Raw genomic sequence first — 18,334 nt, forward strand, 5'->3', positions numbered from 1 at the left:
GCTTTACTCCACCGTCACCGGCAACAGACGCTCCGGTTCGGCCTGGGTTTCGACCACCAGCTCGTCGTCGCGGACGTCGATGCTGACCTTGCCACCGTTCACCAGCTTGCCGAACAGCAGTTCGTCGGCCAGCGGACGCTTGATCTTGTCCTGGATCACGCGGGCCATCGGACGGGCACCCATCAGCGGGTCGAAGCCGTGGTGGGCCAGCCAGTCGCGCGCGGTCGGGGTAGCCGACAGGCTGACGTGCTTGTCCTGCAGCAACATCTCCAGCTCGATCAGGAACTTGTCGACCACGCGCAGGATGTGCTCGAAGCCCAGTGCCTGGAACTGCACTACCGCGTCGAGGCGGTTGCGGAATTCCGGGGTGAAGGCGCGGCGAATGGTCTCCATCGCGTCGGTGGCATGGTCCTGCTTGGTGAAACCGATAGAACGCCGCGAGGCCTGCGCCGCGCCGGCATTGGTGGTCATCACCAGCACCACGTTCTTGAAGTTGGCCTCGCGACCGTTGGTATCGGTGAGCACGCCGCGGTCCATCACCTGCAGCAGGATGTTGAAGATGTCCGGGTGCGCCTTCTCGATTTCGTCCAGCAGCAGCACGCAGTGCGGCGTCTTGACGATCTTTTCGGTCAGCAGGCCACCCTGGTCGAAGCCGACGTAGCCCGGGGGCGCACCGATCAGGCGGCTGATCGAATGCGGCTCCATGTACTCGGACATGTCGAAGCGGACCAGCTCGATGCCCAGCTGCAGCGCCAGCTGCTTGGTCACCTCGGTCTTGCCGACACCGGTCGGGCCGGCGAACAGGAAGTTGCCGATCGGCTTTTCCGGGTTGCCCAGGCCCGAGCGGGCCAGCTTGATCGCCGAAGACAGCGTCTCGATGGCCGGATCCTGACCGAAGATCACCATCTTCAGGTTGCGCTCCAGGTGCTGCAGCACATCCTTGTCGGTGGCACTGACCTGCTTGGTCGGGATGCGCGCCATCTTGGCGACGATCGCCTCGACTTCCTCGACGTCGATCAGCTCCTTGCGCTGGCCTTCCGGCAGCAGGCGCTGGCGGGCGCCGGCCTCGTCGATCACGTCGATGGCCTTGTCCGGCAGCAGGCGGTCGCCGATGTGCTTCACCGACAGGTCCACCGCCGCCTGCAATGCCTCGTCGGAATAGGTCACGCCGTGGTGCAGTTCGTACTTGGACTTCAGCCCCTGCAGGATCTCGTAGGTCTCGCCGACGGTCGGCTCGACGATATCGATCTTCTGGAAGCGGCGGGCCAGCGCCCGATCCTTCTCGAAGATGCCACGGTACTCCTGGAAGGTGGTCGAGCCGATGCAGCGCAGCTCACCGGAGGCCAGCGCCGGCTTGATCAGGTTGGACGCATCCATGGTGCCACCCGACGCCGAACCGGCACCGATGATGGTGTGGATCTCGTCGATGAACAGCACCGCATTGGGTACCTTCTTCAACGCGGTCAGCACGCTCTTCAGGCGCTTTTCGAAGTCACCCCGGTACTTGGTGCCGGCCACCAGTGCGCCCAGGTCGAGCGAGTAGATCACGGCATCAGCCAGCACGTCGGGCACCGAGCCCTCGACGATGCGGCGGGCCAGGCCCTCGGCAATCGCGGTCTTGCCCACGCCAGCCTCACCCACGTACAGCGGATTGTTCTTGCGGCGGCGGCACAGCACCTGGATGGTGCGCTCGATCTCGTCGGCACGGCCGACCAGCGGGTCGATGCGACCGGCCCGGGCCTGTTCGTTGAGGTTGCTGGCGAATTCGGTCAGGGCGTCGCCCTTCGGCTCGCCCTCCCCGCCCTCGATGCGGCCCTCGCCCTCGGAGGACGAGGACGGCTGCTCACCCTCCTCACCCAGCTTGGCGATGCCGTGGGACAGGTAATTGACCACGTCCAGCCGGGTAACGTCCTGCTGGTTGAGGTAGTAGACGGCGTGGGAGTCCTTTTCGCCGAAGATGGCGACCAGCACGTTGGCGCCGGTGACCTCCTTCTTGCCCGAGGACTGCACGTGGTACACGGCCCGCTGCAGCACGCGCTGGAAGCCGAGGGTCGGCTGGGTGTCGCGGCCGTCATCTTCGGCCAGGCGCGACACAGAGGCCTCGATGGCCTGCTCCAGTTCCTGGCGCAGGCGTTCGGCGTCGGCCCCACAGGCCTTCAGAACGGCCTGGGCGGACGGGTTGTCGAGCAGTGCCAACAGCAGGTGTTCGACCGTCATGAACTCATGCCGGGCCTCACGGGCGCGCTTGTAGCACTGGCCGATGGTGTGTTCGAGGTCTTTGCTGAACATGGATTACTCCGGCGGCAGATGGGGACAATATGCGGCCTGACTACGCGTTTTCCATCACCCTAGCGGATTGCTGCGTTCAGATGGCGTTAGCAGTAGACATTGCTTGAACTTCATTCACTCCAGGACAGCCCGCGCAGCATGAGCGAACCCTACCTGAGCCGCTGGCGATTGCGGCGTGATGGCGCATCCATCAAGACGCCCCATGCCCAGCTCTGGCCGGTGCTGACCGCCGCCGGCGAGCCGGCGATGCTGAAGGTCAGCAGCGAAACCGAGGAGCAGAACAGCCATCGCCTGCTGCGCTGGTGGGACGGTGACGGCGCCGCCCGCCTGCTGGCCCACGAGGGGCCGGCGATCCTGATCGAACGCGCATGCGGCGACTCGCTGCGGCAACGCTCGATCGACGGCAACGATGACGCCTGCACCACGATCCTGTGCCAGGTCCTGCAGCAGCTGCACCGGCCACGGAGCGCGCCGCCAGCGGAACTGGTCTGCCTGCGTACATGGTTCGCCGACCTGCTGCAGCCAAGGGCTGCGCTACCGCCATTATTGGAACAGTGCAGGTCAATGGCGGAGGAGCTGCTGCAGGACGAACAGGAGATCCGGCCCCTGCACGGTGACCTGCACCACGACAACGTGCTGGATTTCGGCCCGCGCGGCTGGCTGGCGATCGACCCGAAGCGGCTGCTGGGCGACCGGGCCTTTGATTACACGACGCTGTTCAGCAACCCGGACCTGTGCGGCCCGGGTATCCATGTGGCCACGCGCCCGGAGCGGTTTGCCGTCCGGCTGGAACAGGTGAGCACGCTGGCCGGCCTGGAACGGGCGCGCCTGCTGCGCTGGATCGCAGCCAGCATGGGGCTGTCGGCGGTATGGTTCCGCGATGACGGCGACCCCGCGGACGTGGACGAGGCAGTGGCGCGGATGGCGCTGGAGGCACTGGCGGAAGGGTGAACCGCGCTTGGCAGGTTCCCACCCTGGTGCCCCCCCATCCGGGATCGAAACAGGCCTGCGCCCTGGCAGGTGCCCACCTTGGTGGGCACGCCCCGTCCGGGATCGAAACAGGCCTGCGCCCTGGCAGGTGCCCACCTTGGTGGGCACGCCCCGTCCGGGATCGATACAGGCCTGCACCTGGTAGGTGCCCACCTTGGTGGGCACAACGGGTCCGGAATCAATGTGCCCGGACGAGAATCAGTAGCCGGTCAGGCCTTTTCCATCGTGCACAGCAACGGATGCTGGTTCATCCGCGAGTACTCGTTGACCTGGGCGACCTTGGTCTCGGCCACTTCGCGGGTGAACACCCCGCACACGCCGCGGCCACGGGTATGCACGTGCAGCATCACCTGCGTGGCCTTGTCCAGGTCCATGCTGAAGAACTGCTGCAGCACGTCCACCACGAAATCCATCGGGGTGTAGTCGTCGTTGAGCAGCATCACCTGGTAGAACGGCGGCGGCGCCACTTCCGGGCGCGCGGGCTCCACGGCAACGCCGTGCTCGTGATGGGAATCGGGGGAAGACTCATGGGGCATCCACCCATTATAGAGGTTGCGCCCGGCCTGCGTCGGCCTGCTGCGGATTGGACGGCACGGACGCCCACCGTCACAATTGCAGCTTCTTTCAAATCTGCTTCACAGGATCTTCATGAAAAGGACCCTTCTGCCTGCCCTGCTGATCGGCCTGGCCGCCGCCGGCTCTGCCGCCGCCGCGACCGAGGCCGACAAAGCCGTGGCCCGCCACCTGGACAAGCTGGGTTACACCTATGAGGTGGACGAGGACGGCGATTACCGCATGGTCTTCGACGTCGAGGGTGACCGCACGCAGATGGTCTATGTGCGTTCGTCGGTGGAAGATTTCGGTACCCACAACATCCGCGAGATCTGGTCGCCGGCCTACATCGCCAAGACCAAGCAGTTCCCGGTGGCCGTGGCCAACCGCCTGCTGGAGGATTCGCAGGATGCCAAGATGGGCGGCTGGGTGAAGCAGGACACCACCGCCATGTTCGTGGTGAAGATCGACGCCGATGCCAGCGCCGACCAGCTCAGCGACGCCATCGATGCGGCCATCCGCACTGCCGATGCGATGGAGCTGGAACTGACCAAGAAGGACGAATTCTGAGGTGAACGCCACGCCGGACCCGCGCTGGGCACCGCACGCCACCGTCGCCACCGTCGTGGTCGACGGCGGCCGCGTGCTGCTGGTCGAAGAGACCATCGAGGGCCGGCAGGTGCTGAACCAGCCCGCCGGCCACCTCGAGCCGGGCGAAAGCCTGGCCGAGGCGGCCCTGCGCGAGACCCGCGAGGAAACCGGCTGGACGGTACAGCTGACCCATTTCATCGGCTGCTACCAGTGGACCGCCGGCGACGGCACCGCCTTCCTGCGCTTCTGCTATGCGGCACGCCCGCTCTCGCATGACCCGGCGCAGCCGCTGGACACCGGCATCGACCGCGCGCTGTGGCTGACCCCGGCCGAGCTGCAGTCCGCTGGCGAACGCCTGCGCAGCCCGTTGGTCTGGCAGGTGGTGGCTGATTTCCTGGGTGGCCAGCGCCATCCCCTTTCGCTGGTCAGGGAGGTCGCATGAGCACTCCGCGGGTGATGGTGGGCGTCTCCGGTGGCGTCGATTCCTCGGTCGCCGCCTGGCGCCTGGTACAACAGGGCGAAGCCGTAGCCGGCCTGTTCATGCAGAACTGGGCCGACGACGGCAGCGGCGACTGCCGCGCCGAAGATGACCGCCGCGATGCGGTGGCGGTCTGCGGCCTGCTCGGCATTCCGTTCCACTTCCGCGATTTCTCCAGCGAGTACTGGCAGGGCGTGTTCGAGCACTTCCTGGCCGAGTACGCCGCCGGCCGCACCCCGAACCCGGACGTGCTGTGCAACCGCGAAGTGAAGTTCAAGCACTTCCTGGACGCGGCCCGCGAACTGGGTGCCGAGCGCATCGCCACCGGCCACTACGCGCGGGTGACCCAGCGCGGCGGCCAGTGGCTGCTGCTCCGTGGCGCCGACCGCTCCAAGGACCAGAGCTACTTCCTGCACCAGCTCGGCCAGCAGCAGCTGGCGGCCACGCTGTTCCCGATCGGCGATCTTGAAAAGAGCGACCTGCGCCGGATCGCGCGCGACGTCGGCCTGCCGACCCACGCCAAGAAGGATTCCACCGGCATCTGCTTCATCGGTGAGCGCGACTTCCGCGAGTTCCTCGGCCGTTACCTGCCGGCCAAGCCAGGCCAGATCCTCGACCCGGCCGACGGCAGCGTGATCGCCGAACACCCGGGCGTGTTCTATTTCACCCTGGGCCAGCGCGAAGGCCTGAACATCGGCGGCGTACGCGGCCGTCCGGCCGCGCCGTGGTACGTGGTCGGCAAGGACGTGGCCAGCAACGTGCTGTACGTAGACCAGGACCGCGACAGCCGATGGATGCTGTCTGACCGCCTGCGCTCGGAGACCGCGCACTGGATTGCCGGCTCACCGCCAGCGCGGCGCTTCGAATGCACCGCACAGACCCGCTACCGCCAGCCCGACGAGCCGTGTACGGTCGAAGTGCTGGACGATGGCAGCGTGCTGGTCAGCTTCGCCCGCCCGCAACGCGCCGTCACCCCCGGCCAGTCGCTGGTGCTGTATGACGGTGATGTGTGCCTGGGTGGCGCGGTGATCGCCGCCACCGACGCACCGCTGGAACAGCGCCTGCGCACCACCCCTTCTCCTTTTGAGGTAATCGCTGCATGAGTTTCACCGTCGACGACCGCGTCCTGGCCCTGGCCGGCATTGCCCAGGCCCTGCAGCAGGTACGCCGCATCGCCGATACCGGCCATTCCGACGCCGCCGCCGTGCGCACCGCTGTGGACAGCGTGTTCCGCGTCGACGCGTCCTCGCCGCAGGAGGTGTTCGGTGACCGCGACGCGCTGAAGGCGGGCCTGCGCCTGCTGCACAACTACTTCCGCAGCCAGGGCCAGGACCCGATCCTGCCCAAGCTGGCGCTGTCGGTGCTGCAGCTGGAGCGGCGCTTCGTGCAGGACGGGGCGACCGTGAACAAAGTTGCCTCGGGCATCGAACGCGCCCAGCGCCAGGCCACCGAACTGGGCGACAGCGGCCACCCGGATGTGCTGGCCAACCTGGGCGGCCTGTATGCCGACACCATCAGCCACCTGAAACCGCGGGTGATGGTGCAGGGCAACCCGCACTACCTGGGCCAGGCCGGCGTGGTCGCCGAGATCCGCGCCCTGCTGCTGGCCGCGGTACGCTCGGCGGTGCTGTGGCGGCAGCTGGGCGGCAGCTACTGGGACTTCCTGTTCAGCCGCAAGGCGATGATCGAGGCCGTGGACCGTCAGCTGGCCTGACCTTCACCCACATTCGCCGGGCATCGCCCGGCGAGTGCGCAACGCAACGACGCGCCAGGCGCCGGAAAACCGGCGCATTCAGAATGCACTTCAAGGCACATCGACGTTAAAGAGAAAGGGGGTACGGCCGATACATCCTCCGTGCACCTCCCGAGAACGTCCATGTACTCACGCATTTTCATCCGTCTGGCCGCCCCCCTGGCTCTGACCCTGCTGCTCCCCTTCGCCATCGGTTTCGAATGGCCGGCCGCCCTGCGCTGGGCGATCCTGACCACGATGACGCTGAGCTGGCTCGGCTTTGCGTGGTGGACCACCCGCGCCCAGGCGCACCGTTCCCCGGAACATGCCCGCGTGCTGCGTGAGCAGGACCAGCTGCTGACCGAACTGCGCAACTTCGTCGGCAACGAGATCGACGGTTCGCGCGGCGAAGTGGAACGTGCCCGTGACCTGATCCGCCAGGCCGTTTCCAGCCTGGGCGGCAGCTTCGATGCGATGAACCGCAAGTCGCGCCAGCAGAGCCAGGCCCTGTCGCGCATCGTTGACCGCGCCGGTGATGAAGGCAGCGCCGGTCTCGACGTTGCCCGCTTTGCCCAGCACGCCAGCCATCGCATGGAGCAGCTGGTGGAGGCGCTGGAGCAGGTCAGCGGCCAGAGCAGTACCACCGTGCAGCACATCGACCAGATGGCGCAGCACCTGGATGGCATCTTCGCGCTGCTGGAAGACGTCAAGTCGATCGCTGACCAGACCAACCTGCTGGCCCTGAACGCTGCCATTGAAGCCGCGCGTGCCGGTGAAGCCGGTCGTGGCTTCGCCGTGGTCGCCGACGAAGTGCGCAACCTGTCCGAGCGCTCGACCACGTTCAATGAGCAGATCCGCAAGCTGGCGCACAGCTCCAAGGACGCCATCGCCAAGGTGCGCGAGACGGTCTCGCACATGGCCTCGCGCGATATGGACCGCTCCCGTGAAGCGCGCCAGGAAGCGGCGGCCATGCTCGACAACGTCGCTCAGATCAACGCCTCGCTGGGCGACGGCATGCGCGAAGTCTCCGAGTGTGCCCGTTCGATCGATGGCAGCGTGGCCGAGGCCGTGCGCGCCCTGCAGTTCGAAGACATCGCCACCCAGGCGCTGGGCGGCGTGCACACCCACCTGGACCGACTGACCGCGATCAACCGCGAAGCGGTGGCCCTGCAGGAGCTGCTGCACCGCAATGGCGGCGTGTTCGACGAAGAGATCGCCACCGCCCTGCAGCGCACTGGCAGCCGCCTGCGCGAACTGCGTAGCGAATGGGAGCGCCCGCCGCACAAGCCGGTTGCCCAGCAGAGCATGGGCGCCGGTACCGTCGAGCTGTTCTGATCCTGATGTCCGCTGCCGCCACCGGCAGCCCGAAAGGCCCCGGTTCGTCCGGGGCCTTTGCCTGTGACCCGCCGTTGGATGCATCCTGTACGCGCACCATGACCCTGATCCGCGCCCTGCCCTCCCTCACCGACACCGAGCGCCCGCGCAACGCGAGCGTGCGTGAGCAGCTGCAACAGCTGGAAGACGTGGCACGCGAGGAGATCCGCGAACTGCAGCAGCTGGCCGATGCGCGGCCTGCGCCTTCCCGTGCGGACAACGAACTGCTGGGCCTGGCGTGGGACCTGGGCCTGGATGGGGAAGCCTTGAGATAGAGATCCACGCCATGCGTGGATGAACGCGGGCGCAGGCATCCGTGCCGACTAAAGCCCATGCGTGAAGTAGATACACGCCATGCGTGGATGATCGCGCGTGCAGGCATCAGTGCCGACCAAGGTCGGCACCTACCAGAGCGGGACTCTGATGCGTGGATGATCGCGCGTGCAGGCATCCGTGCCGACCAAGGTCGGCACCCACCAGAGCGGGATTCTGATGCGTGGATGATCGCGCGTGCAGGCATCAGTGCCGACCAAGGTCGGCACCCACCAGAGCAGGATTCTGATGCGTGGATGATCGCGAGCGCGGGCATCCGTGCCGACCAAGGCCGATGCGTGAAGTAGATCCACGCCATGCGTGGATGATTGCGCATGCAGGCGTCAGTGCCGACCAAGGTCGGCACCCACCAGAGCCGGTCCAGATGCGGTCAGCGCACCAGCACCACTTCGCCGCTGGCGTCGGTGCGCATCGGTGACGGGTGCTGCTGGCGCAGCCACTGCGCCAGGTCACGCGGGCTGAGCGGGCGCGAGTACAGGTAGCCCTGGATCTCGTCGCAGCCCTGGCGGCGCAGCATGTCTTCTTCCTGGTGCGTTTCCACGCCTTCGGCCACCACCTTCATGCCCAGCGCGTGGCCCAGATGCACGATGGCCTGGGTCACTTCGGCCGTGCCCGAGTCATGCAGCATGCCCTGCACGAAGCTGCGGTCGATCTTCAGGCGCCCCACCGGGAAACGGTTGAGGTAGTTGAGGTTGGAGAAGCCGGTGCCGAAGTCATCCACCGCCAGGGGCACGCCGTGCCGTTCCAGCACGTCGAAGCAGTGGCGCAGGATGTCGGTGTCACGGATCAGCGCCGACTCGGTCAGTTCCAGCTCCAGCCGCTGTGGCGGCCAGCCGTGGGCGTGACAGATCTCGATCACACGCTCGGCGAAACCACGGTCACGCAGCTGCACCGCCGACACATTGACTGCGATGCGATCGAAACGCAGGCCAGCGTGGTCCCAGGCTGTCGCCTGCCGGCAGGCCTCGTTCAGCACCCAGTCGCCGATGCGCACGATCTCGCCGCACTTTTCGGCAATGGGAATGAATTCAGCCGGGCTGCAATAGCCGATGCCCGGACGATGCCAGCGCAGCAGCGCCTCGATCGCCGGCGGTTCGCCCTGGTGCGCGTGCAGCAGCGGCTGATAGGCCAGGCTGAACTCTTCGCGCTCGATGGCGCCGTGCAGCGCATGCTCCAGTTCAAGCTTGCGCTGGATCCGGGCCAGTGCGTCCTGGCTGTAGTACTGGTAGGTGTTGCGCCCGGCTTCCTTGGCCGCGTACATCGCGGCGTCGGCCGCGCGCAGCAGCGAATCGAAGTCGGTCTGTGCATCACCCAGCATCGCAATGCCGACGCTGGCACCCACCTTCAACGTGGTCTCGCCACGGCGCAGCGGCTCGGCCAGCGAGGCAATCAGCTTGCGTGCCACGTGGCCGGCGTCTTCCGGCTCGGCCAGGTCGCGCAGCACGACGATGAACTCATCACCGCTGAAACGCCCGAACAGATCGTTGTTACGCAGGTTCTGGTGCAACCGGGTGGCCGCCGCCTTCAGCAGCGCATCGCCAGTGGCGTGGCCGAAGCTGTCGTTGATGGTCTTGAAGCCGTCCAGATCGATGAACAGCATTGCCAGCGAGGTGCCGCGGTCGCGCGCTTCCTCGATGGCTTCGGCGGTCTGCTCGCCGAGCAGCACACGGTTTGGAAGGCCGGTGAGCAGGTCGTAATGCGCCAGCAGCTCGATGCGCTCGTTGGCTTCGCGCTCGCGGGTGATGTCACGGAACAGCACCACGAAGCGCGGCGGCAGCCCATCCCGGCGGTCCAGCTCGACCAGCACCTGCACCCAGACACGCAGGCCGGACTGGCGGTAGAAGCACAGGTCCAGCTGCTCGGGCAGCCCGCCATTGGCGATCCGCACCAACGCCGCCTCGAAGGCGCTGCGCGAATCCTCGGTGTACAGCGCCAGCGCCTGGTCGAGGGTGATGGGCTCCTTGCGCAGGCCGTGGATGCGATAGCACTCCTCGGTCCACTGCATGTGCCGGGTCTGCACCTCGATCTCGCAGCCGCCGATGCGGCCCAGTGCGGAAACGCGGTTCAGCAGTTCGGTGCGCCAACGGATCAGCGCATCGGTCTGGTGCTGTTCGGTGATGTTCTGGACCTGACCGAGCAGTCGCTTGGGCTGCCCCTCCATGTCCATCAGCGGCTGCATCCACAGCCGCAGGTGCTGCGAGGGCTCGTTGCCGCGGGTCAGCTCCAGCTCCAGGTTGGCGGCGCGACCATCGCGCCACAACCGCCGCCAGGCCGCGCGCAGGGCGCCGCGCGAGCGCGGGTGCAACTGCTTGAGCCAGCGCCGCTGGCCGGGCACGGCGCCCTGCTCCAGCGCCAGCAGCGAGCGCAGTTCCGGCGACCACCAGAAGTGACCGGTGGTCGGATCAAACGACCAGCTGCCCATGCTGGCGATGCGCTGCGCCTCGCTCAGGTGCAGCTGCTGTTCCTGCAGCAGCGATTCCAGCTGCTTCTGCTGCTCGATATCGGTATGCGTGCCGACCATGCGCAGCGGCTGGCCATCGGCCGTACGCGCGACCACGCGCCCCCGGTCCAGGACCCAGCGCCACTGGCCATCGGCCTGGCGGAAGCGGAACTGCGCGCTGTACTGCTCGCTCTGCCCGCGCAGATGCTGGTCCAGTGCCGCACGCACCTGGCCGATGTCCTCGCTGTGGACGCGTGACAACATCTCGGTGGCGGTCTCATCGCCGAGCGCCGGGGTTCGCGCCACGCGGTCACTGGGAATATCCCAATCCCACAGGCTGTGGCCGGCACTGTCCAGCGCCAGCTCCCAGCGCCCGCCGCCATCGATCGGCGTTGGCTCGGGAACGCTCAGCGTGAACGCCAGCAGGTTGCCGGCGCCATCGTGCACGGCGCGCAGGTGGCCGTCGTAGTGACCGCGCGGGCCGCCGGGCAGCGTACAGGCCACGATGCCGCCATCGGCGGCCATCAGGCGCAGATCTTCCAGCATCGGCGCATAGGCGGCCACGGTGGCCGGCAGGCCATGCTCGCGCGCAGCCGGATTGGCCGCCAACGGGCGTCCCGTACGGTCGACGATGACCAGCGCCGACGCAAGCGGGTGCTGCAGCAGGCTGGCGATGATCCCTTGGTCCACGCGATCTTGCTCCGGATGACACGCCCGTCAGCGGGGCACGCAGTGGTTAACGGCGCCTGCGGCGGATAATTGAGTGGTCAGGGCACACCCGCGCGGTAAGATGGCCGGCGCCCCTTTCATCCCTCCCATCCATGCCCGCAGACCCTACCGGCAAGGCCCCTGTTTCTGACCCGCGGATGGCGCAGGCGCTGAGCCGCGACCGGCGGCGGGTGGTGCTGAGCTACCTGGTGATGGCGCTGGCCTGGATGATCGCAACCGACGGCGCGGTGCAGGCACTGGTGCCCGACCCGCAGCAGGCAGCGCTGTGGCAGGGCCTGAAGGGTGCATTCTTCGCCCTGGCCAGCGCCGGGCTGCTGTACCTGCTGTTGCGCCCGCTGGCCGAGCACGTGCTGCAGACCCATGCCCGGCAGCAGGCGTCGGAACTGCGCCTGCGGCAGATGTTCGAGGGCAATCCCGGCCCGATCCTGGTCTACGACCTGGATACGCTGGCCATCCTCGATGCCAACCCCGCCGCCTGCGCGACCTTCGGCTGGGAACGCGACGCGCTGCTGGAGCAAACCATCGATGCACTGTGGCCGCCAGGCCAGGACCAGGCCCTGCAGACCAAGCTGGAGGCGATCCGCGAGGCGCCGGAAGAATTGTGCATCCTGCGCACGCAGCTGCAGCTGCGTGACGGCAGTCAGCGCCAGATGGAACTGCGTTCCAATGCGATCAGCTACGACGGCCACAATGCCCGCCTGCTGATCGCCATCGACCGCACCGCCGAGGACCTGGCCCAGCTGCGCCGTGACCAGGCACTGGCGCGGGTGGAAGAGGCGCACGAGCTGGCCCGCATCGGTGCATGGGAACTGGATCCCTCCACGGCCCTGGGCCGCTACTCCAACCAGGTCTATCGCCTGCTCGGCCGCCGCCCGCCCGAGGCGCGCCGCTGGCACCGTTTCGACGAACTGCTGGTGCCGGCCGACCCGGCCACCGCCACCCAGACCGAACAGCTGCTGTCCGAGCTGTGCTCCGGCGACCCGGTGCAGGTGGACGTGCTGCTGCCGCTGCTGTCGATGGACGGCCGTGCATTGATGGTGCACCTGCGCGCCGCCAGTGGCATTGATGAGTCCGGCCGCAGCCGCGTGCTGGGCACCCTGCAGGACGTGACCGAGCGCGAACAATCGCGGCGCCTGCTGCGCGAGCGCGAGGAACAGTTCCGCGAGCTGGTGCGGGTGCTGCCCGATGGCGTGGTGATTCTGTCCGACGAACACGTGCTGTACGCCAATGCGTGGGCCGCCAGCCTGTTCGGCTATGGCAGCCACACCCTGCTGGGCGAGCCGCTGTCAGCGCTGGTCGCTGCAGGTGACCTGGCGCGGGTGCGCAGCCAGCTGCGCGCCGGGCAGCCGCACCTGGGCCCCGGGCACAGCAGCGTGGTGGCGATGCAGCGCGCCGACGGCCGCAGCTTCCATGCCGGGCTGGCGGTGGGTGAAGTGCGCTATGGCGGCCGCGACTGCAAGCTGTTGATCGTGCGCGACCTCAGCGATTCCGAGCGCACCCGCAGCGCACTGGAAACCAGCAACCGCGAGCTGCAGGCGATGGCCGGCCGCCTGTTCTCGCTGCAGGAGGACGAGCGCCGCGCGATCTCGCGCGACCTGCACGACGACATCGGCCAGGCGATCACCGCGATCAAGCTGTCGGCCTATGCGGCGCAGGACGAAGATGACCCGCAGCGCCGCGCCGAGGACCTGGCGCAGATCGTCAGCCTGGCCGACACCACCGTGGCCAAGCTGCGCGATATCTCCACCCTGCTGCGCCCGCCGCAGCTGGACGCACTGGGGCTGGAGGCCGCGCTGAGCTGGCAGGCACGCGTGCTGTTCCGGTCCTCGCCGGTTGAACTGCTGGCCGAGATCGAGCCGCTGCCGCATCGCCCGGACAACAGCATCGAACAGGCCTGCTTCCGCATCGCGCAGGAGAGCCTGACCAACGTGCTGCGCCATGCGCGCGCCAGCCAGGTGCAGCTGCAGCTGCGTGACGTCGGGCAACGCGGCCTGCATCTGCAGATCCGCGATGACGGCGAAGGTTTCGACCCGGATGGACCGCGCGGGCTTGGCCTGATCGTGATGCGCGAGCGCGCGCAGAGTGTCGGTGGCCATGTACGGATCGAGTCCGCGCATGGCGAAGGCACCCTCGTCGACGTCCACCTCCCCTACCAGGCGGCCGGCATGGCCGCCGTCGAGTCACCGGAATACTGAGCCTATGTGGAATCCCAACCTGCCCCCGGTCAGCATCGACGATGCACCCGACCGCCTTGGCGCCGGCAATCCCGAGCTGCAGGCGATGGTCGCCGACGCGGCTTCGGGCGGTACCGCGCTGATGCTGATGCATGTGGACATCGACCACTTCGCCTCGGTGAACGAGAACATGAGCGCGGAAGTGGGCGACCAGGCCCTGGTGCTGGTGGCGCAGCGCCTGCAGTCCTACCTGCGCGGGCGTGGCAAGTTGTGGCGCCACGGCAGCGACGAATTCCTGATCGCGGTACCGCGCACCGCCGACGTGCCGCTACCGGAAGACTTCGCTGAGGAGATCCGGCAGCAGATGGAGCTGCCGCTGTCTGTGCTGCCGTACACGCTGTTCATGACCGGCAAGCTGGGCGTGAGCCTGTGCCCGGAACATGCCAGCAGCACTTCGCGCCTGCTTGACCACGCCGAAGACGCGCTGTACCAGGCCGCGCGCGAAGGCGGCAACGCGGTGCGCATCCATGCGGTGGATACCCCGCCCAGCGCGCACAGCGAGAGCATCATCGCGCGGCAGATCGTCGATGCGATTCCCAACGGCGAGCTGAAGCTGCGCTACCAGCCGCTGGTCAGCGCCCGCGACGGCCACGTGGTGGGCATGGAGGCGCTGCTGCGCTGGCAGTCGCCCACGCTGGGCATGCTGGTGCCCGAGCGCTTCATGCGCACCGCCGAGCGGCTGGGGATCATCGTGCAGATCGGCACGTGGGTGCTGGAGGGCGCGTTGAAACAGGCACGCCTGTGGCGGGACCAGGGTTTCGATGACTTCACCATCGCGGTGAACGTCTCCACCCTGCAGCTGCTGCGGCCGAACTTCTTCGCCGAGGTGATGTCGCTGATGCAGGCCGCCGGTGTTCCGGCGCATATGCTGACGCTGGAGATCAACGAAAGCGCGCTGACCAACAACGTCAATTTCGTGCACGAGACACTGGCCAACCTGCGCAATGAAGGCATCAGCCTGAGCCTGGACAACTTCGGCACCGGTGATTCCAGCCTGAGCGCGCTGGTGCGCTACCCGGTGGACAAGCTGAAGATCGACCGCAGCTTCATCAAGAGCGCGCCGGCCGGCAACCGCGAGGCCGCCATCGCCCGCGCGATCATCGCCATGGGCCACCAGCTGGGTATGACCGTGATCGCCAATGGCGTCGAGTCACAGGCGCAGCTGGGTTTCCTGCGCCGCAACGACTGCGATGTGTTCCAGGGCTACCTGTTCGGCGAACCGATGTCGGCCGATGCCGCCGGCATGACCCTGCGCCGCCGTTACCTGCGCCCGGAGGCGTTCGCCGAGACCCGCCCCGACCGCACCCTGCTGCTGCTGGACGACGAAGAGAACGTGCTGCGCTCGCTGGTGCGGCTGTTCCGCCGCGATGGCTACCGCATCCTGGCCGCCGGCAACGTGCGCGATGCGTTCGACCTGCTGGCGATCAACGACGTGCAGGTGATCCTGTCCGACCAGCGTATGAGCGACATGAGCGGCACCGAGTTCCTCGGCCGGGTGAAGATGCTGTACCCGGATACGATCCGCCTGGTGCTGTCCGGCTACACCGATCTGAACACGGTGACCGACGCGATCAACCGCGGCGCGATCTACCGTTTCCTGACCAAGCCATGGAACGACGACGAGTTGCGCAAGCACATCCACCAGGCGTTCCGCACCTACGAGGAACAGCGTCGCAGCAATGCCGGGCCAGCGCCGGTTGAAACCGGCGAAGGTGGCGAGGATCGCCCGCAGCGGTAACCGGCGTTGTAGAGTCGAGCCATGCTCGACTCCACTTGGGGCCCCGCAAAGAGCAGTCGAGCATGGCTCGACTCTACAGAATCGCCTTATCGCGGCTGCTTCACCGGCAGCACCACGCGGAAGCGCGAGCCGACGCCCGGGGTGCTGTCCAGGTCGATGCGGCCGTGGTGCTTGTTGATGATGCTGTAGGAGATCGACAGGCCCAGCCCGGTGCCGCTGCCCACCGGCTTGGTGGTGAAGAACGGATCGAAGATGCGCTGGCGCAGTTCCGGCGAGATGCCGCCGCCGGTGTCTTCGAACTCGACCCACACATGATCGCCATCGACGCCGGTACGCACGGTGATGGTGCCGCGCTCGGCGATGGCGTGGCCGGCGTTGAGCAGCAGGTTCATGTAGACCTGGTTCAGTTCCGACGGCAAGCACTCCACCAGCGGCAACTGGCCGAACTCGCGCACCAGGGTGACCTTGTACTTGAGCTCGTTCCAGATGATGTTGATGGTCGATTCCAGGCCCGCGTGCAGGTCGACCAGCTTCCACGACTCATCGCGACCGGAGTAAGAGAAGTCCTTCAGGTCGCGCACGATGCGGGTGACCCGCTCGATGCCCTCGCGCGACTCGGCCATCAGCTGCGGCAGGTCGCGGCTGATGAAATCGATGTCGAGGCGGTCACGGATATCGTCGATCTCCGGAATCAACGCCTTCGGATCCGGCGCACGCAGGGCGCGCTCGTAGGCCTCGATCACGGTGAACAGGCTGCGCAGGTATTCCTGCAGGCTGCCCAGGTTGGAGTGCACGTAACCGATCGGGTTGTTGATCTCGTGCGCCACACCCGCGGCGAGCTGGCCGATCGACGCCATCTTCTCCGACTGCAGCAGCTTTTCCTGGGTGCCGTTGAGGCGCAGGTAGGCCTGGCGCAGTTCGGCGTGGCGCTGCTGCAGTTCGCGTTCGTAGTCTTCCTGCCCTTCGATGTGGCGGAACAGGGCCAGGAAGTGCCCTTCGCCAACCGGGCCGTGGTGGTACAGGTGGGCGATGACCACGCCCTCGCCCAGCGGCAGGCTGCCGTTCCAGTGACCATGCTGGCGCGCCTGCTCCAGCGCGTCGGGCGGCAACAGTTCACGCAGGCGCTGCGGCGGCGGCAATGCGCCGTCTTCGCCGTTGGCCAGCAGGTTCTGCGCGGCCGGATTGGCCAGGGCCACCTGCCCGTCTTCGGTGAACAGCAGCAGGCCTTCGCGCAGGCGCTCAAGCAGCGCCTGCAGCACCGGCTGCGGCGGAAGGGGGGCGGTAACCAGGGCGTTGGCAGCGGACACGGCAACTCGGGGCGTTCGAACAGGCGCCCAATATACGCGGTCACGCGGCGGGCTTCAGCCCGCAGGGAGGGGGTGTGCGATCGCCGTCGCGTCAGGCGACGGCGAGGGGGCGGCGGGCGGTGACCGTGTGCGACTGGCCCTTGGCGTCGTAGGCCGAGGCGTCTTCGGTACGGCCCAGCTGGCGCAGCGCCCAGTTGACCTCACGGCGGCGGCGCGACAGCAGCACACCGTTGGCCCGGTTGCGTTCGGCCAGTTCCTGCAGCTGTTCGCCCTCGCCGACCGGCGGTGCGCCTTCCAGCGCACGCAGCGCTTCCAGCTTGGCGCCGGTGGCACGGATCAGGGCGTGCACGTCGTGCTCGACCAGGGCCTGGCGCTCAACGTCCAGGGCCTGGGCGAGACGCTGCAGCGGCTCGCTCATCGCTGCGGTCATCCCTGCAGCTGCTGGTCCAGATCGAGCATGCGCGAAGCGATCGCGTCCGGATTGATCTTGTAGGTGCCGTTCTGCAGCGACTCGCGCACGGCGGCCACGCGCTGGGCGTCGATCGCCGGGGCGGTGGTCAGCTCACGCTCGATGGCCTGCAGATTGGTGGCCTCGCCGGTCAGGCGCAGGCTGTCGGCGGCCTCGACCGGGCGTGCCGGCGAATCGCTGCTGACGCCGGGCTTGCTGGCCGGGGTCGTCACGCTGCGCAGTGCCTGGGGGACCTGCAGGTTGCCGTCGATTTTCTGGCTCATGGGGTGTCCTGGAGTTGCCGTTCACAAGGGATAACGGCCGCTGGGCCGTGATCTTTAGGGATATTCTGCGGTAATTCAACGCGCCACGATTACGTCACCTGCGGCATCGACCGTGCCCTGCACGATCCTCCGCGAGGACAGGTTCTCCACCGAGACCCGTTCATTCTCGCCCGCGTCACCCATCGCACGGCCGGCAATGCGCACCTCGACCGAGCCGCGACGCGACACCAGGGCCACATTGTCTCCTCGCTTGATGAGACGCTGCACCACCAGGTCGTTGTTCGACAGCAGGGCCCCGGCCTGCAGCGGACGGCGGGCGATGCGGCCGATCGCCGCGTTGGGATCGGCCAGCACCGCACCGGCAATCCGGGCAGCATCACGCTGGGCAGTGGTGATATCGGCGGCGGTAAGGGTTTCTCCAGTGCCGATTCCACGATTGAGTACCAGCACGGTCTGGTTGCGCCGTACCTTCACCGGCACGAACAGGCGCCAACCGCCTGCATCGGGACAGCTGACCTCCACCGTGGTGTTGGCAGTGGGCTGCACCTGCAGCGCGCCACCACACTTCGGCAGGCGCAGCGCGTCGGCCACCTGGGCCTCGCCTTCGCTGCCGGCCGGCAGCGTCGTCAGCGCTGCTGCGCGGATGCTGGCCACGGGCTGCCAGTCAGCGGCGCCCGCCCAGGGCGTGGCCAGGGCCAGGGCGATGGCATACAGAAATGTGACCCGGCGCATGGCGCCTCCTGTCGAGGGGATCTGGCCGAGATGCGTGCAAGGGATGTGCCAGATCGACGGGGCCGCCTTCTGTAGAGTCGCGG

Annotated in this window: 16 protein-coding genes; 9 read left to right on the top strand and 7 right to left on the bottom strand. The window is 67.4% G+C overall.

The window, feature by feature from the left end; all coding sequences use genetic code 11:
• Positions 1-3: 3 nt before the first annotated feature.
• Positions 4-2,289, bottom strand: coding sequence for an ATP-dependent Clp protease ATP-binding subunit ClpA (clpA, locus tag QRO93_RS03855; RefSeq protein WP_053449694.1), 2,286 nt, complete (start codon positions 2,287-2,289; stop codon positions 4-6).
• A gap of 138 nt (positions 2,290-2,427) precedes the next feature.
• Here clpA and QRO93_RS03860 point away from each other — a divergent pair, with 138 nt between their 5' ends.
• Positions 2,428-3,240, top strand: a complete 813-nt coding sequence (locus QRO93_RS03860; protein WP_180878307.1) for an APH(6) family putative aminoglycoside O-phosphotransferase — start codon at positions 2,428-2,430, stop codon at positions 3,238-3,240.
• A 248-nt stretch (positions 3,241-3,488) separates the two neighbouring features.
• Here QRO93_RS03860 and clpS read toward each other — a convergent pair whose 3' ends face one another.
• Positions 3,489-3,815 (bottom strand): ATP-dependent Clp protease adapter ClpS, encoded by a 327-nt coding sequence (clpS, locus tag QRO93_RS03865; protein ID WP_006444529.1) that lies wholly within the window; start codon positions 3,813-3,815, stop codon positions 3,489-3,491.
• A 112-nt stretch (positions 3,816-3,927) separates the two neighbouring features.
• On the opposite strand from clpS, the gene QRO93_RS03870 reads away from it, so the two are divergent.
• The 6 genes from QRO93_RS03870 to QRO93_RS03895 all read left to right on the top strand — a co-directional run bounded on the left by QRO93_RS03870 (position 3,928) and on the right by QRO93_RS03895 (position 8,281).
• Positions 3,928-4,401, top strand: a complete 474-nt coding sequence (locus QRO93_RS03870) for a hypothetical protein (RefSeq protein WP_040007777.1) — start codon at positions 3,928-3,930, stop codon at positions 4,399-4,401.
• Position 4,402: 1 nt separating this feature from the next.
• Positions 4,403-4,864 carry an NUDIX hydrolase gene (locus QRO93_RS03875; RefSeq protein WP_053449692.1) on the top strand — a complete coding sequence of 154 codons (462 nt, stop codon included), beginning with the start codon at positions 4,403-4,405 and terminating at the stop codon, positions 4,862-4,864.
• Positions 4,861-6,003 (top strand): tRNA 2-thiouridine(34) synthase MnmA, encoded by a 1,143-nt coding sequence (gene mnmA, locus QRO93_RS03880; RefSeq protein WP_053449691.1) that lies wholly within the window; start codon positions 4,861-4,863, stop codon positions 6,001-6,003. The genes QRO93_RS03875 and mnmA overlap by 4 nt, the downstream gene beginning before the upstream one ends.
• The gene (gene hflD, locus QRO93_RS03885) at positions 6,000-6,614 is read left to right on the top strand and encodes a high frequency lysogenization protein HflD (protein WP_008267693.1); all 615 of its coding nucleotides are present in this window, start codon (positions 6,000-6,002) and stop codon (positions 6,612-6,614) included. The genes mnmA and hflD overlap by 4 nt, the downstream gene beginning before the upstream one ends.
• Positions 6,615-6,776: 162 nt before the next feature.
• A complete protein-coding gene (locus QRO93_RS03890) occupies positions 6,777-7,967 on the top strand; it encodes a methyl-accepting chemotaxis protein (RefSeq protein WP_049446363.1) in 1,191 nt (396 codons plus the stop codon).
• A gap of 98 nt (positions 7,968-8,065) precedes the next feature.
• On the top strand, positions 8,066-8,281 hold the full coding sequence (locus QRO93_RS03895; RefSeq protein WP_180878306.1) for a hypothetical protein: 216 nt from the start codon (positions 8,066-8,068) through the stop codon (positions 8,279-8,281).
• Between the two features lie 428 nt (positions 8,282-8,709).
• Here QRO93_RS03895 and QRO93_RS03900 read toward each other — a convergent pair whose 3' ends face one another.
• The gene (locus QRO93_RS03900) at positions 8,710-11,469 is read right to left on the bottom strand and encodes a GGDEF domain-containing phosphodiesterase (protein WP_049457667.1); all 2,760 of its coding nucleotides are present in this window, start codon (positions 11,467-11,469) and stop codon (positions 8,710-8,712) included.
• A gap of 131 nt (positions 11,470-11,600) precedes the next feature.
• Here QRO93_RS03900 and QRO93_RS03905 point away from each other — a divergent pair, with 131 nt between their 5' ends.
• On the top strand, positions 11,601-13,703 hold the full coding sequence (locus tag QRO93_RS03905) for a PAS domain-containing sensor histidine kinase (RefSeq protein ID WP_180878305.1): 2,103 nt from the start codon (positions 11,601-11,603) through the stop codon (positions 13,701-13,703).
• Positions 13,704-13,707: 4 nt separating this feature from the next.
• Positions 13,708-15,480, top strand: coding sequence for an EAL domain-containing protein (locus QRO93_RS03910; RefSeq protein ID WP_180878304.1), 1,773 nt, complete (start codon positions 13,708-13,710; stop codon positions 15,478-15,480).
• Between the two features lie 86 nt (positions 15,481-15,566).
• On the opposite strand, the gene QRO93_RS03915 is transcribed toward QRO93_RS03910, so the two are convergent.
• The 4 genes from QRO93_RS03915 to flgA all read right to left on the bottom strand — a co-directional run bounded on the left by QRO93_RS03915 (position 15,567) and on the right by flgA (position 18,251).
• Positions 15,567-16,787, bottom strand: a complete 1,221-nt coding sequence (locus QRO93_RS03915) for an ATP-binding protein (RefSeq protein WP_006444180.1) — start codon at positions 16,785-16,787, stop codon at positions 15,567-15,569.
• A 91-nt stretch (positions 16,788-16,878) separates the two neighbouring features.
• Positions 16,879-17,217 (bottom strand): flagellar protein FlgN, encoded by a 339-nt coding sequence (locus QRO93_RS03920; protein WP_006366325.1) that lies wholly within the window; start codon positions 17,215-17,217, stop codon positions 16,879-16,881.
• Positions 17,214-17,519: a flagellar biosynthesis anti-sigma factor FlgM gene (flgM, locus tag QRO93_RS03925; RefSeq protein ID WP_006444133.1), complete on the bottom strand. Its 306-nt coding sequence runs from the start codon at positions 17,517-17,519 to the stop codon at positions 17,214-17,216. Before flgM ends, QRO93_RS03920 begins: the two co-directional genes overlap by 4 nt.
• Before the next feature lie 75 nt (positions 17,520-17,594).
• Positions 17,595-18,251: a flagellar basal body P-ring formation chaperone FlgA gene (gene flgA, locus QRO93_RS03930; RefSeq protein WP_049457670.1), complete on the bottom strand. Its 657-nt coding sequence runs from the start codon at positions 18,249-18,251 to the stop codon at positions 17,595-17,597.
• Positions 18,252-18,334 lie beyond the last annotated feature (83 nt).

It is taken from the genome of Stenotrophomonas maltophilia group sp. Smal17 (assembly GCF_030237045.1).
Classification (GTDB): domain Bacteria; phylum Pseudomonadota; class Gammaproteobacteria; order Xanthomonadales; family Xanthomonadaceae; genus Stenotrophomonas; species Stenotrophomonas forensis.

Coding starts and splice junctions, on each gene's coding strand:
- clpA (WP_053449694.1), bottom strand. CDS start 2,289: ATGTTCAGCAAAGACCTCGAACACACCATCGGCCAGTGCTACAAGCGC.
- QRO93_RS03860 (WP_180878307.1), top strand. CDS start 2,428: ATGAGCGAACCCTACCTGAGCCGCTGGCGATTGCGGCGTGATGGCGCA.
- clpS (WP_006444529.1), bottom strand. CDS start 3,815: ATGCCCCATGAGTCTTCCCCCGATTCCCATCACGAGCACGGCGTTGCC.
- QRO93_RS03870 (WP_040007777.1), top strand. CDS start 3,928: ATGAAAAGGACCCTTCTGCCTGCCCTGCTGATCGGCCTGGCCGCCGCC.
- mnmA (WP_053449691.1), top strand. CDS start 4,861: ATGAGCACTCCGCGGGTGATGGTGGGCGTCTCCGGTGGCGTCGATTCC.
- hflD (WP_008267693.1), top strand. CDS start 6,000: ATGAGTTTCACCGTCGACGACCGCGTCCTGGCCCTGGCCGGCATTGCC.
- QRO93_RS03890 (WP_049446363.1), top strand. CDS start 6,777: ATGTACTCACGCATTTTCATCCGTCTGGCCGCCCCCCTGGCTCTGACC.
- QRO93_RS03895 (WP_180878306.1), top strand. CDS start 8,066: ATGACCCTGATCCGCGCCCTGCCCTCCCTCACCGACACCGAGCGCCCG.
- QRO93_RS03905 (WP_180878305.1), top strand. CDS start 11,601: ATGCCCGCAGACCCTACCGGCAAGGCCCCTGTTTCTGACCCGCGGATG.
- QRO93_RS03910 (WP_180878304.1), top strand. CDS start 13,708: ATGTGGAATCCCAACCTGCCCCCGGTCAGCATCGACGATGCACCCGAC.
- QRO93_RS03920 (WP_006366325.1), bottom strand. CDS start 17,217: ATGACCGCAGCGATGAGCGAGCCGCTGCAGCGTCTCGCCCAGGCCCTG.
- flgM (WP_006444133.1), bottom strand. CDS start 17,519: ATGAGCCAGAAAATCGACGGCAACCTGCAGGTCCCCCAGGCACTGCGC.
- flgA (WP_049457670.1), bottom strand. CDS start 18,251: ATGCGCCGGGTCACATTTCTGTATGCCATCGCCCTGGCCCTGGCCACG.